The sequence below is a fragment of the Centipeda felix genome (genome assembly GCF_900186465.1).
Classification (GTDB): Bacteria; Bacillota; Negativicutes; order Selenomonadales; family Selenomonadaceae; genus Centipeda; species Centipeda felix.
The window spans coordinates 514,769-527,466 of the sequence record NZ_LT891958.1 but is presented as its reverse complement, the minus strand read 5'-3'; the positions used below and the strand labels follow the sequence as shown (position 1 = coordinate 527,466).

Here is a 12,698-nt window from a genome sequence, read left to right as displayed (position 1 = left end):
TGCTGCGCATCTCTGCGCGCAGCCCTTTTTCGACAAATATGGATAAAGAGAAGGGGGTTTCAATGAGTATTTTCGATACGATCAAGAATGCGATTCCGCACTCGGCGATGGATCTGTTCATCCGCTCGACGGATGTCGCTTCCTATATGCCGGGACGCGTGCGTCTCTACAGCAAGCAGCTCGTGAACAATGCTTCACTCGAACAGCAGGTGCATGAGCGGCTGAACGCACTCGCCGAGATCGAGTGTGTGGATACCAATATTGCAACAGGATCGATTCTCATCACGTATGAGCCGGAGCGTCTGCGTGCGAATGCAGAGCTGCGCCGCGTGGAGGACTATATGCGCACGCATGCGAGGAGGCGGGCATCATGACGTATCTGTCCGGACTGATGCTCGGCGCATCACTGGCGAATATGGCGCGTCAGATGATTCTCGGCACAGGGGGGCGCCCTGCTGAGGGCAATATCCTGCATGGACTGGGCGGCGGACTGTTCGCCGCATCGGAGCGCTCACATGGAACACATCCACATGTGCTGGCGCGCACGGAGGCGCCGTCTGCCATGCCGGTTTCCTGCGCGGTGCCGACGGCGGCCTTTTCCTGTGTCCACGCCTCGCCGGGACGGCGCCGCTATCGTACGCCGTATCTGACGGAAGCCTTTGCCCGGGTGCTGGAGGATCGCCTCCTGCGCCTGCCGTTCATCCGTGCCGTGCGCACGAATACCGTGTCAGGCAGCATTCTGCTCATCTATGCGCCCGAGGATGAGGCGCATGTCCTCGTTTTGGCGGAGGGGTTGTGCGCGATTTTTGCCGAGGGCAAGGTGCAGCCGCCTGCGACGCTCGCGAAGAGCGTGCGCCGCTCGGTGGAGTCGCTCAGTGCATGGATCCAGCGGAATACGGGCGGAGCCCTCGATCTGAGTTCGCTTGTCGCCGGGATTTTCATTATGCGCGGCATACGTCAGCTGGTGATTTCCAATAATACGCCCTCGGGCTCGCAGATGCTCTGGTGGGCGCTGTCGCTGATGAGGGGATGGAAGGTATGACACGAGTGATGCACAAGCGGATCCGTCTCTCGGCGGCATTGCCGCGCGAGGATGCACAGCAGCTCGCAGCGCGCCTGCGCCGCTTCCCTGCAGTGGTGGCGGTATCCGCTCATGAGAAATACGTGGATCTCTGGCATGTGGGGACGCTCCCGACGGCGCGCGTCCTCACAGCGGCAGAGCGTGCCGTGCGCGCGGCGGCAGAGAAGGCAGTGACGCCGACGGAGCGGCTGGCGGAGTTCCGCCGCGATGCAGTGATCTCACTCGCGAGCTTTGCGGCGATGGAGCTGCTGCGGCGCGGTGCACCCGAGCTCTTTGCCTCGGTGAAGGTACTGCGCTCGCTGCTCGTGCTCGCGATTTCGCGCAATTTCATCAAGACGGGCATCGGCGGTCTGATCGAGGATCGGCAGCCGAATGCGGATACGCTCACGACGACGGCGGTGATCGCCTCGGTGCTCGCGGGGAAACCCGAGTCGAGCCTCATGCTCCTCGCGCTCAGCAACGGGGCGGAGATGCTGACGAGCTACGCGGCGGAAAAGGCGCGCTCGCACATCTCAGGGCTCCTGTCCCTCGGCCAACGCGATGTCTGGCTCGTGGAGCAGACACCGAATGGCGAGATGGAACGCAAGGTGCCCGTGGAGGAGGTACGCCCTGGTGATACGATCGCTGTGCACGCGGGAGAGAAAATCGTCATCGACGGCCGCGTTCTGCGCGGCAATGCGGCGGTGACGCAGGCGTCCGTGACGGGCGAGTCTGCCCCTGCGATGAAGAAGGAGGGCACTCCGGTCTACGCGGGCAGCGTGGTCGAGGCAGGCGAGCTTGTGATCGCCGTGGAGAAGGTGGGCAGCGATACGTCGCTTGCACACATCGTCCACCTCGTCGAGGAGGCACAGACGCGCCGCGCACCCGTGCAGAATTTTGCCGATCAGATGGCGAACTATCTCGTGCCCGTGTCCTTCCTCGGGGCGGCGATTGTCTACGGGGCGACGCGCGATTGGGGACGTGTGCTGAACCTGCTCTTCATCGACTTCTCCTGCGGCCTGAAGCTCTCGACGGCGACGGCGATGTCAGCGGCGATTGCGGCAGCGGCCAAGCGCGGGATCCTCGTCAAGGGCGGCAACTACATTGAGGCGCTGGCACGCACGGATACGGTCGTGCTCGACAAGACGGGCACACTGACGGTCGGCATCCCAGAGATCACGTTCATCCGTACGGCATCAGGGGTGACGGAGAAGGAGATGATTCTGCTCGCGGCATCCGCTGAGGAGCACTCCGTGCATCCGCTCGCCGTGGCAATCCAGAAGTATGTGGAGGAAAAGGCGTGGCAGGCACCGCAGCACCGCTCCTCTAAGACCATCGTGGCGCGCGGAATGCTCGCTGAGGTGCCGGATTTTGAGGGCTTTACGGGCGGAACGATCCGCGTCGGCAGCCGCCGTTTTCTGCAGGAGAACGGCGTGACGGATCCGGAGGATCTCGCCGCGTCGACATCCGGCAAAAATGTGCTCTTTGTTGCGCGCGACACGCGCCTCATCGGTGTGATCGGGATTGAGGATCCCATCCGTCCAAAGATGAAGAAGACGCTGAATCAGCTGCGCCGCTGCGGTGTGGATGAGATCGTCATGCTGACGGGCGATTCTAAGGCGGTCGCGGCAGAGGTGGCGCGCGATATGGATGTGGACTCCTATCATGCGGAGATTCTGCCCGAGGACAAATCGCGCTATGTGAACGAGCTGAAGCAGCGCGGGACAGTGATGATGGTCGGCGACGGCATCAACGATGCGCCCGCACTCGCCTTTGCCGATGTCGGCGTTTCCCTCGGCGGACGCCAGACGGATATTGCGGCCGAGTCCTCGGCGGTGACAATTCACGGGGAGGATCCAATCCGCCTCGTGGAGGCGCTGCGCCTCGGACGGCGGACGATGCATCTCGTGCATCAGAATTTCAAGGCGACGCTGCTCGTCAACTCGTCGGCGATGCTGCTCGGCGCACTCGGCGCGATCAGCCCGCTCGCGGCGGCCGCGATCCACAATACAGCGACGCTCGCGGTGGTGCTGAACAGCTGCCGCATTCTGACGCCCGAGGGCGGTATGTTTGCACGGAAGATGACAAAGTAGAAAGCCGAATCTTTGTTTGTTGATTTTTCTCTCATACTGTTGTAGAATATGACATGTGAAGATGAGATAGGATCTACGATATGCCGATCCGCTGTTTTGAGAGGAGAGTTTGACCGATGGCAGGAAAGATGAAGAACTGCTCGAGCTGCGGGAAGGTGTTCGTTTCAATCAATAACTCCCGCATCTGCGCGGACTGCCGCGAGAAGGAAGAGAAGTGGGAGAAGGAGATCATCGACTACGTGCGTGACCATCCGAAGAGTCAGATCCCAGAGATTGTTGAGGCAACAGGCATACAGGAGCCTGTCATCCGTCGAATGATCCGGGAAGGACGGTTTCTTTCGAGCAATGTGGAGCTCTTTTACCCGTGTGAAAAATGTGGCTCGCCCATCCAGAAGGGGCAGTACTGCGATAAGTGCCAGAAGGAGATGCGTGATGAGCTGAAGGCAGCTGTCAGCAAGCAGAGTGCCTCGGGCATGCGCACCACCTCGGAAGGCGGCAGCGGTCGCCGCGGCTATGTGACCCTCGGCGGGAGGTAAGAATTCCCGATACGTACTTAAGAAAAAAATCTTAAGTACGTATCTTTTTTTTTCGATAAAGAAGGTGAAAGGATTCCGAACCCATTTCGCAGCGGGAACGCGAAGGCCGCGCAGCGATCGGTTCGGAGATACACAGGTGGTGAACGATATGTTAATCAGAAATCAGACAATCGCAGCAGTGAGCAGACTCTACGCCGGTGCACCGGCAGCGGGAACGCGCCGTGTGGATGCGGCGGGAGCCGTGCAGGCACCGGATGCACTCGAGCTTTCGGGTGAGGCACAGAGCTTTGGCGATATCCTGCAGCAGCTGCGCGGCATGAGCGATGTCCGCAAGGAGCGCGTTGCAGAGGTCTCCGCACGTGTCGAGAACGGCAGCTATGCACCGGCCTCGGCGGAGATCGCGGCAAAGATGCTCGCCATGCGCTATTGATGGAGCAGCTCATGTGGAATGCATTTACGGCGACGCTCGAGGAGCTCTCGCGTCAGTATGAGAAGATCCGTGCCGTGCAGGAAAAGAAACGCAAGATTCTCGTCGCACTCGACATGGAGGCACTCGAAAAACTGACCGCCGAGGAAGATTTTCTCGCGCGTGCGGTGGAGCGGCTTGAAACGGATCGGCTCGCACATCTCGCCAACATTGCAAAGGGAACGCCGGGCGTGAGCGCCGAGACGAATATGGAGGAGCTGGCGCTCCTCGCTCCGAGCGATGCCGTACATCGCAGTGTGCTTGCGGCAAGTCGCAGGCTGAGCAAAGTCGTCGCGGAGACGAAGGAACTGCGCGATGGGAATGCCCTCCTCATCGAGGGGGCACTCATGGCAGTGAACCGCCAGCTCGGACGCATTGGCGGCGCCGTGGTCGATCCCGTGTACGGGAGCGGCGGCACGGAGCAGGTGCGGCATCTGCGCAAGAACCTGGACTATGAGGCGTGAACGGCCATGACGAATGAGACCCGCGCGGCACTCATGCTCCTGAAGGAGCAGCTCGCGGCCGCGGAGGAGGCACTTGCCTCCTATGATGCGCTTGTCGCCGCGCTCCAGCACAGTGCATTTGGTGCGGGGATCAGCGAGGCAACAGCGACAGCTGAGCGGAGCCTCTCTGCGGTACGTGCACTCGCACGGCGGCAGGAAGAGTATCTCGCGGAGGTGCAGGAAGACAGCATGGCGGACGCCGTTGCACGCGAGCCAAATCCACGGGAGCACTTCGCTGCAGTACGTGCCATGCGTGCTGTGCAGACACGGCATGAGAGACTGCGTGAGCGCGTGCGAACGGCAGAGCAGCTGCTGGAAAAGAGTGCAGAGTTTATCCGCTATCAGCTCAACGTCGTTTCGGGCACGATGGCGGATGATACCTACGGATGCTCTCAGCCTGTGGCAGGGCCGCCCGTCGGACTGCGGCGCGAGATCGCCATGTTCGACGCAGATGTATAACGGATGGAATAATCAGGACTTCCAAACAGGGAAAAGAGTGAGGGAATATGCGGTCAACATTTGCCGGGCTCAATACGATGGTGCGGGGTATCCAGAACAATCAGCTCTCGCTTGATACGACCGGTCACAACATTACCAACGCCTCGACAGAGGGGTACTCACGTCAGCGCGTGGACTCGGCGGCGACGAACTATCAGGAGCGGCCGTCCCTCTACGGGAATGTCTACGTCGGCGGCGGTGTCGATGTCGTCGCGCTGAACCGTGCACGCAACATCTACGCGGACAAGCAGTTCTGGTCGGAGACCTCGACGCAGAATCTCTATAAGACGTACAAGACGAACTACGACAAGGCACAGGCCGTCTTTAACGATGCAAAGGAGACGGGCGTTCTTAACGCGATGCAGCAGTTCTACAGCGCGTTGGTCAACCTCTCTGACTACGCGAGCGATTCAGCGTCGCGTACAGCGGTACTGACGAAGGGCAACAACCTCGTGGACCGCATCAAGACGGGTGCACGTCAGCTGCAGGATCAGATCAAGGCGCAGTACGATGAAATGCGCATCCAGGTCGGCAAGGCAAACAGTATCGCGGAAAAGATCGCTGTCCTCAACCAGAACATCATGCTCGCCGAGAACAACGGCGGCAAGGCAAATGATCTGCGTGACCAGCGCGATCTCCTTGTGGACAAGCTTTCGGAGATCACAAACGTCAATGTCTATGAGGAGGCAAACGGCCAATACACCGTCGTCTCGAACGGCATGACACTCGTCCAGCGCGACAGTCACCTCACCATCGAGATGAGCCCGCCGATCGACAACGTGCGTTATGGTATCAACGACTATACGCTGCGTATCAAGGAGGCGGGCGGTATCGGCTATGTCCCGCAGGGCGGTGTCCTGCGGGCACTGCAGGATACGATCGTTCAGGACAAGAAGTACATCGACAATCTTGCCGACATCTCGGCGACGCTCCTTACGACGTTTAACGGCGTACACAAGCTGGGGGCGGGGATTGATGCGGATGCGACGTCGTGGTTGAATTTTTTCGGTCGGAATAAGTTCACCAGCCCGTCGGGCACATACGACCAGATGAACTACGTATGGCATGTGCATCCGACGACGGGCGACAGGTGGCTCGAGGCCTATGGCGTAAATATCACACGCACGACAAGCGGTGGACCTCCTCCGACGTCGGCCACAGTGACAATGGCAACGGCCGCGACCCCCGATGAACTGCGCTCCATCCAGATTATCAATGAGCTGCAGGTCAGTGAGCAGCTTATGGCGCAGGGTGGACAGAACCTCGTCGCTGCACGTCAAATCAAGAATGCGACGATCTCTGCCGGCGGTATGACGTATGATTTTGCAAATGTCAACGGAACAGCAGACGGATCACTGGCTGTTGAACTGAGCAAGCTGTTTAACATGGATGTGAAAAACACCATGAATCCGGCAGACATCATGAACCTCACAGGATTTTCTGTGACGCATGACCGCCCGATCGGATCGGTCTCGATTAACCAATATTATAACACGGTGATGAGCCATCTCGGTGCGGATGCCGAGAACCTCGACAAGAAGATGAAGCAGCAGGATGACCTCATGGTGCAGATCAACCAGTGGCGGCAGTCGACGGCAGGCGTAGACTGGAACGAAGAATTGACGAATATGATTAAGTTCCAGACGGGCTACGGCGCATGCTCGCGTGTCCTGACGTCGATGGACGAGATCCTGGATCGCCTCATCAACAGCACGGGTGTCGTCGGAAGGTAGGGGATGAACGATGATTCGTATCAGCAGTAACTACATGGTGCAGCGCTATCAGAAAGACTTGAATGAGCTGGACTACACGAAAGCAAAGCTCATGGAACAGGGCGATGGGAAGAAGCTTCATCGCCCCTCCGACAACTCCGTGGACTATTCGCGCTATCTGCGCTACAACGTCTCCGAAGGCGAAAATGACCGCTATCAGGCGAGCGTCAAGGCGGGCATCTCATGGATGAACACAACCCAGACAGCCCTCAGTTCGATGGAAGACATTCAGAAGACGTTCAAGGCGAAGACCATTCAGGGCGCGAACGACGATAAGGATGAGAACGGCGGCGACTGGCCCGCGATTGCACGTGAGATGAAAGCAGAGATCCAACAGATCGTTTCTCTCGGCAATACACAGCTCGGCGACCGCTATATTTTCTCGGGGCAGGCAGATCTGCGTCAACCGTTCTCCATCTCAGATGAGAACAAGCCGCTGCTTCGCGGTGTTGCCAAAACGCTCGATGACCGGCAGGCAGCCTTCTTTAATGACGCAAGCAATGACAAGAGCGCAAACTTCCTGCATCAGATGATCTCCCTCGACGGCAGTGACGGAGAGAACTACTATATGAACACCCTGACGGGCGCAGTCTACTCGCGGCAATTTGTGCAGGAAGGGTATAAGGCTCTGCTCGCCAAGGGGTATAAGACGGTGGGAGAAGCTGCCGCGGCCGGCGAGGCGACATCCATCGGGAATGGCGGCGCAGGCCCGAACTTTATCAAGAATAATTTTAAGAATACAGGAGAGGTACTCAATCCCGGATGGTCGGTCGGTGTGGGCGGTGTGACGATGAAATTCTCGACCGTACGCCAGCAGATCGTTTCCTACAACGGCGATTTTCGCTACATTTCGATGGTTAAGCAAAATGGATCGGTTGAACCGACGGCAGACACGGTGAACAAGACGGGGCTCGATATCTTTGGGCGTGACCTCTTCGATGACGAGAATTCGGGCAACGAGCCCTCGGGGACCGCGATGGTGAACAGTATGCTGACCGTGTACGCCAAGACGAAATCTGCCGACCCGCATTGGCTTAGCTCGGACGGCATCTCGCTCGCCGATGCGGCGAACCAGGTAACGCTGCAGGCCCATACGGAGACGGGCGCACGCACCCAGCTCTACAAGAATATGACCGATGTTCTCACCGATTATAAGGAAAACATCACGCGCGATATCACAAATGTTTCGTCGGCGGACGTCGCGGAGCTCGCGATGAAGATGATGCAGCAGCAGACAGTCATGAGCATGTCGCTCTCGATGGGTGCGCGTATTTTGCCGCTTTCGCTTGTGGATTACCTGCGGTAAGAGCCGCTGAACCGAAGCAGTGATGGGAAAGGATGCCCTTGATGCTCTACCTCAATGTGCGTCATACACTCCCGATGATCGGGATACAGTCGCAGAAGAATACACTGGACTCTGGCATTCAGCAGCCGCAGTATGACCAGGAGACGCAGACGGCACGCTCCAATCGTGGCTCGACCCAGCCGAAGCTTTTCATTGACAGCTATCCGAGCCGGCATAGCTATGGCTACACCAGCGATTCGGATTTTGCCCGCGAGAATATGGAGCGGGGCTTTGAAGGGGTTCAGGAGGGGACCTCGAAGCACACGCAGATGGCGTGGTCGCTTGCCGAGGATGGGCCAAAACCGGGACGTCAGGTAGCCATCGAGCAGATTTACCGCGATATGATGAGTATCGCTGACCAGAACCGCGTGCTTGTCGCACAGGCAATCCCTGATCCTGAGGTGCATTTCACCGTCGGCGAGGTCGCCGGCGAGCCGGCCGTCGGGCGCACGACGCCGCACTGGAATGTCACGAGCCGTGCGCGCGTCGAGTACAACCGCGGCAATATCGAGATCTATCTGCAGCAGAAGGGCAGCATCCGCGCGTGGGTCAGCGAAGGAAAATATGATATACTTGCGTAACAGGAGTCTCTGACGATGAAGATTATGACCAGCCGTTTCGGTGAGATTGAGGTCGCTGAGGATGCCGTCATCCATTTTGCAGCAGGCATTCCCGCGTTTGAAAAGGAGCACGAGTTCCTCATCATTCCCTATGGGGACGACAGCCCATACTCATTTCTTCAGTCGGTGAAGACACCGGATCTTGCCTTCTTGATGGCGATGCCGCACTCGTTCTTCCCGGACTACGAGGTCACGATTGACGACGATGTGGAGCGCGAGCTCGCACTCAACTCGCCGGATGATGTGTTGATCTACGCAGTGCTGACGCTCTCGGGCAGCAACATCCGCGACTTGACGGCGAATCTCATCGCGCCGATTGTCATCAATGCCAGAACCCGCAAGGGAAAACAGATCGTGCTTGACCGCAGCCCGTATACGACGAAGCATCGGCTCTTCCCGCAGGATCAGGAGGAAAAGTAATGCTCGTACTCACACGGAAGCCCAGACAGCAGATCATGATCGGCGACAATATCGTCATCAACATTGTGGAGGTTCAGGGGGACAACGTGCGCATCGCCATTGATGCGCCGCGCAGTGTCAAGATCTATCGCGGTGAGATTTACCGCGCCATTCAGGAGGAGAACCAGCGTGCCGCAGCACCGCAGATGATCGATCTCGAAGCGCTGCCCACGCGTTCATCATAAAAATATATCAGTAAATAACATGTCCCAAGGAAGGACAGACGGGGGCGCGAGATGCGTACACCGTAGCACATGGAGGGATGCCTTATGGCTGTAGGTAGTGTTCAGGATTACATGTTGGCGGCGGTCGCCGTCAGCAGTATGCAGGACGGCGCAGGAGCGCAGCGTTCCCTGCCGGGGGACGGGAAAACGGAGGCGGCAGCGTCTCCTAATGCAGCTGCAGCGGCTGCAGAGAAGGCACGGCAGGAAGCCGATGCCGCCGCTGCCCATGAAAAGAAGAAGCCCATCAACGAAGAGCAGGCGGCGTATATTACGAAGCAGCTCAACGAGATCATGCGGCGCATCGACGTAAACCTCAATTTCCAGTATCACAAAGAGATCAACGTCATGTCGGTACGCATGCTGGACAAGAAGACGGGCGAGCTCTTGCGCGAGATTCCGGCGGAATCGCTGGTCGAGCACATGATCAAGGTGCGCGACTGGCTTGGCGCATTCCTGGACAAGACGGCGTAAGGCGATAAGGAGGAAATCATGGCAGGAGCAAGAGGTATCTACGGACTTTCGGGTTCGGGGATTGATGTAGAATCACTGGTCAAGGTCGGCATGATGTCCGAGCAGAAGAAGTATGACCGGCTCTATAAGAAGGAAGTCGAGACGGAGTGGCGCAAAGAGGCCTTCGCTGATGTCTACAGCGCGGTGAATACGTTCCGCAGCAGCATGTCGGATATGCGCCTGAGCTCGCGGACGAAGCCGATGACGGCGACGAGCTCGCTCTCGGATATGGTGACGGCAACGGCGAATGCAAATGCCGGTGTGATGTCGCATACCGTGGAGGTCACGCAGGCAGCCTCGAACGCCTATCTGATGACGGCGGCGGGGCAGAAGGTGGCGCGTACGAATACTGCGGCACCGGCAAGCGTTGCCCTGAAGGACGTTGCCTTCGCGGGCGGCACGATGCCCGCAGGAATGGCGAACGGTGATACGGCACTCAGCTTCAAGCTCTCGAACGGGACGGGCACGGCGGAGGTCAAGTTCACGGCAGAGGAGATCTTTACGAAGAACCTCACGCTCAACGATCTCGCGACGCGCATCAACAATGCACGCTTTATCGACAGCGACGGAAAGAAGTCAGCGCTTAACATCACGGCGAGCTACGACGCCGTGTCCGACGCCTTCTCCATCGTGAACACGAAGTCGGGCAGCGACAACAAGGTCAGCCTTTCCGTGGATACGGGGGCAGGATCTGCGGCGGATACGACGGCGCTGCTGAACAATCTGAAGCTCGGACAGGTCAGCGGCGGGTCGATCAGCGCACCGCTCTCGTTTACGGCGGCGGGCACGACCTCCACTCTTTCGGTGGAGGGAACGAACGCGAGCGTCAAGGTCGACGGCCGCACCTACACGGATCTGCAGGAGAATAAGCTGCAGGTCAACGGTGTCACCTATACCTTTAAGAAGGCAATGCCCGCCGGCACGACGGCACAGGTGACGATCGCACAGGATCAGGAGAAGCTCGTCGAGAACGTCAAGAAGTTCGTCGAGGACTACAACAAGCTGCTCGATGATCTCCACGGGCGTTACAACAACAATAAGTATCCCGACTACGAGGTTCTGACGAAGGACCAGGAAGCCTCGATGTCCCACGAGCAGGTGGAGAAGTGGAATGAGCGCGCCAAGTCGGGGCTGCTCTACCGCGACGGCTACCTCCGCTCGATCATCAGCGATATGCGCGATGCCGTGACCAATCGTGTCGGCTCTGCGCCGGGACGCTACAACAACCTCGCGGCGATCGGCATCACCTCGAAGGATCAGAGCGGACATCTGAAGCTCGATGAGAACAAGCTCCGCACGGCGATCTCAGCGGAACCGGATGCGGTCAACCAGATCTTCTCCCATACGGACGACGACGACAACTACGGCGATAACGGTGTTGCAACGCGTCTCGCCGAGCGCCTCGGCAAGCGCATGGAGTCGCTCAAGAGCCACGCGGGCATAACGGCGGATAAGTCCGACCGCAGCGAACTCGGCAAGCTCATCGAAAACTACGAGAAGCAGATGAGCGACTTCAAGCAGCTCATGAGCTCCTTTGAGAATCAGCTCTACAAGAAGTACAATGCGATGGAGGAAGCCATCTCGAAGCTCTCCTCGCAGTTCGGTTTCTTCTCCGGACAGTGATGCTAGGAGGATTCCCACATGGTCAACAGTGCCGCGGAGGCCTATAAGAAGCAGCAGATTATGACGGCGACGCCCGAGGCGCTGACGCTCATGCTCTACAACGGCTGCCTGAAGTTCATCAAGGAGGGGGCCGACGCACTCGCCGAAAAGAACTATGAGGCGGCCAACACCTCGCTGCAGAAGGCACAGAACATCATCTCGGAGTTCCGCGTCACCCTCAATATGGACTACGAGATCTCGCATCAGCTCATGCCGCTCTACAACTATGCGTACGACCGCCTGGTCGAAGGAAATCTCGATGACAACTTCGACGCCATCAAGGAGGCGACGGACATCATCACAGAGCTCCGCGATGCGTGGGCGCAGGCGATGAAGAAGGCACGCGAGGAGAAGGGCGCGCAGAGTGCGGAAGGGAGCGGCGTCTATGCCGGATAAGGCCTACGAAGAGGCACGTTCCCTGTGGGAGAAGTACCGCATGTTGACGCATGAACTCATGAAGTTCATCGACGAGGAGGAGGTCGATACCTTCCTCGATCTCGTCGATCAGCGCGGGCAGGTCATCGAGATGCTGCAGGCTCTGCCTGCCGATCCCTATCGGGGCAGTGCGGATTTTGCGACACTCGATGCGGAGCTCCGTCCGCTCGAGATGCAGATTCAGTACAAGGCACGCGCGTGGCTGAACCGCTCGCGCCGCCGCAATGCGGCCGTGCACAGCTACGATACGGGCGAGGGCAGCCCTGTGGGCGGCTATCTCAACCGGCGTCACTGAGGTGCGGGGCCTCTTCCCAACGACCCTTGACAAACGATCATAAAAAAAGTAAAATTTTTTATGAAAGTCGCTTAAGTATGTCGCCGCTTTGACGATATATTATATGTAACAGGGTAATACGCAAGCGGTGCGGCTGCCATGGACGGCCAGCTAGCAGCCAACCAGGATAGACGCGTCACTTGCATATTATATAGCGGGCATGGATGTCCGCACGTAAAAG

16 protein-coding genes are annotated in these 12,698 nt (G+C 58.4%); all 16 read left to right on the top strand.

What is annotated here, in order from left to right:
- The first annotated feature begins 62 nt into the window (after window positions 1–62).
- The 16 genes from C1713_RS06945 to C1713_RS06870 all read left to right on the top strand — a co-directional run bounded on the left by C1713_RS06945 (window position 63) and on the right by C1713_RS06870 (window position 12,478).
- Entirely contained in the window at window positions 63–374 is a 312-nt protein-coding gene (locus C1713_RS06945) for an HMA2 domain-containing protein (protein ID WP_061945956.1), read from the top strand.
- Entirely contained in the window at window positions 371–1,042 is a 672-nt protein-coding gene (locus C1713_RS06940) for an HMA2 domain-containing protein (RefSeq protein WP_102493430.1), read from the top strand. The genes C1713_RS06945 and C1713_RS06940 overlap by 4 nt, the downstream gene beginning before the upstream one ends.
- Complete coding sequence (locus tag C1713_RS06935; RefSeq protein WP_102493429.1) at window positions 1,030–3,153, top strand: heavy metal translocating P-type ATPase; 2,124 nt, start codon at window positions 1,030–1,032, stop codon at window positions 3,151–3,153. The genes C1713_RS06940 and C1713_RS06935 overlap by 13 nt, the downstream gene beginning before the upstream one ends.
- Before the next feature lie 116 nt (window positions 3,154–3,269).
- Window positions 3,270–3,689 carry a flagellar protein gene (locus C1713_RS06930; protein ID WP_102493428.1) on the top strand — a complete coding sequence of 140 codons (420 nt, stop codon included), beginning with the start codon at window positions 3,270–3,272 and terminating at the stop codon, window positions 3,687–3,689.
- A gap of 148 nt (window positions 3,690–3,837) precedes the next feature.
- Complete coding sequence (gene flgM / locus C1713_RS06925) at window positions 3,838–4,119, top strand: flagellar biosynthesis anti-sigma factor FlgM (protein ID WP_102493511.1); 282 nt, start codon at window positions 3,838–3,840, stop codon at window positions 4,117–4,119.
- An 11-nt stretch (window positions 4,120–4,130) separates the two neighbouring features.
- Complete coding sequence (locus C1713_RS06920; RefSeq protein ID WP_102493510.1) at window positions 4,131–4,619, top strand: flagellar protein FlgN; 489 nt, start codon at window positions 4,131–4,133, stop codon at window positions 4,617–4,619.
- 6 nt (window positions 4,620–4,625) lie between these two features.
- Window positions 4,626–5,117 (top strand): hypothetical protein, encoded by a 492-nt coding sequence (locus tag C1713_RS06915; RefSeq protein WP_009753745.1) that lies wholly within the window; start codon window positions 4,626–4,628, stop codon window positions 5,115–5,117.
- A 47-nt stretch (window positions 5,118–5,164) separates the two neighbouring features.
- Window positions 5,165–6,889 (top strand): flagellar hook-associated protein FlgK, encoded by a 1,725-nt coding sequence (flgK, locus tag C1713_RS06910; RefSeq protein WP_102493427.1) that lies wholly within the window; start codon window positions 5,165–5,167, stop codon window positions 6,887–6,889.
- Window positions 6,890–6,899: 10 nt separating this feature from the next.
- The gene (locus C1713_RS06905; protein WP_009753747.1) at window positions 6,900–8,234 is read left to right on the top strand and encodes a flagellin N-terminal helical domain-containing protein; all 1,335 of its coding nucleotides are present in this window, start codon (window positions 6,900–6,902) and stop codon (window positions 8,232–8,234) included.
- A gap of 32 nt (window positions 8,235–8,266) precedes the next feature.
- Window positions 8,267–8,854, top strand: a complete 588-nt coding sequence (locus C1713_RS06900; protein WP_050341784.1) for a DUF6470 family protein — start codon at window positions 8,267–8,269, stop codon at window positions 8,852–8,854.
- Between the two features lie 15 nt (window positions 8,855–8,869).
- Window positions 8,870–9,313, top strand: a complete 444-nt coding sequence (gene fliW, locus C1713_RS06895; RefSeq protein WP_050341782.1) for a flagellar assembly protein FliW — start codon at window positions 8,870–8,872, stop codon at window positions 9,311–9,313.
- On the top strand, window positions 9,313–9,537 hold the full coding sequence (gene csrA, locus C1713_RS06890) for a carbon storage regulator CsrA (protein ID WP_009753750.1): 225 nt from the start codon (window positions 9,313–9,315) through the stop codon (window positions 9,535–9,537). The genes fliW and csrA overlap by 1 nt, the downstream gene beginning before the upstream one ends.
- Before the next feature lie 84 nt (window positions 9,538–9,621).
- Window positions 9,622–10,047 (top strand): flagellar protein FlaG, encoded by a 426-nt coding sequence (locus tag C1713_RS06885; RefSeq protein ID WP_102493426.1) that lies wholly within the window; start codon window positions 9,622–9,624, stop codon window positions 10,045–10,047.
- Between the two features lie 18 nt (window positions 10,048–10,065).
- Complete coding sequence (gene fliD / locus C1713_RS06880) at window positions 10,066–11,709, top strand: flagellar filament capping protein FliD (RefSeq protein WP_102493425.1); 1,644 nt, start codon at window positions 10,066–10,068, stop codon at window positions 11,707–11,709.
- A gap of 18 nt (window positions 11,710–11,727) precedes the next feature.
- Window positions 11,728–12,144 (top strand): flagellar export chaperone FliS, encoded by a 417-nt coding sequence (fliS, locus tag C1713_RS06875; RefSeq protein WP_102493424.1) that lies wholly within the window; start codon window positions 11,728–11,730, stop codon window positions 12,142–12,144.
- Window positions 12,134–12,478: a flagellar protein FliT gene (locus C1713_RS06870; protein WP_102493423.1), complete on the top strand. Its 345-nt coding sequence runs from the start codon at window positions 12,134–12,136 to the stop codon at window positions 12,476–12,478. Before fliS ends, C1713_RS06870 begins: the two co-directional genes overlap by 11 nt.
- Window positions 12,479–12,698: the final 220 nt, after the last annotated feature.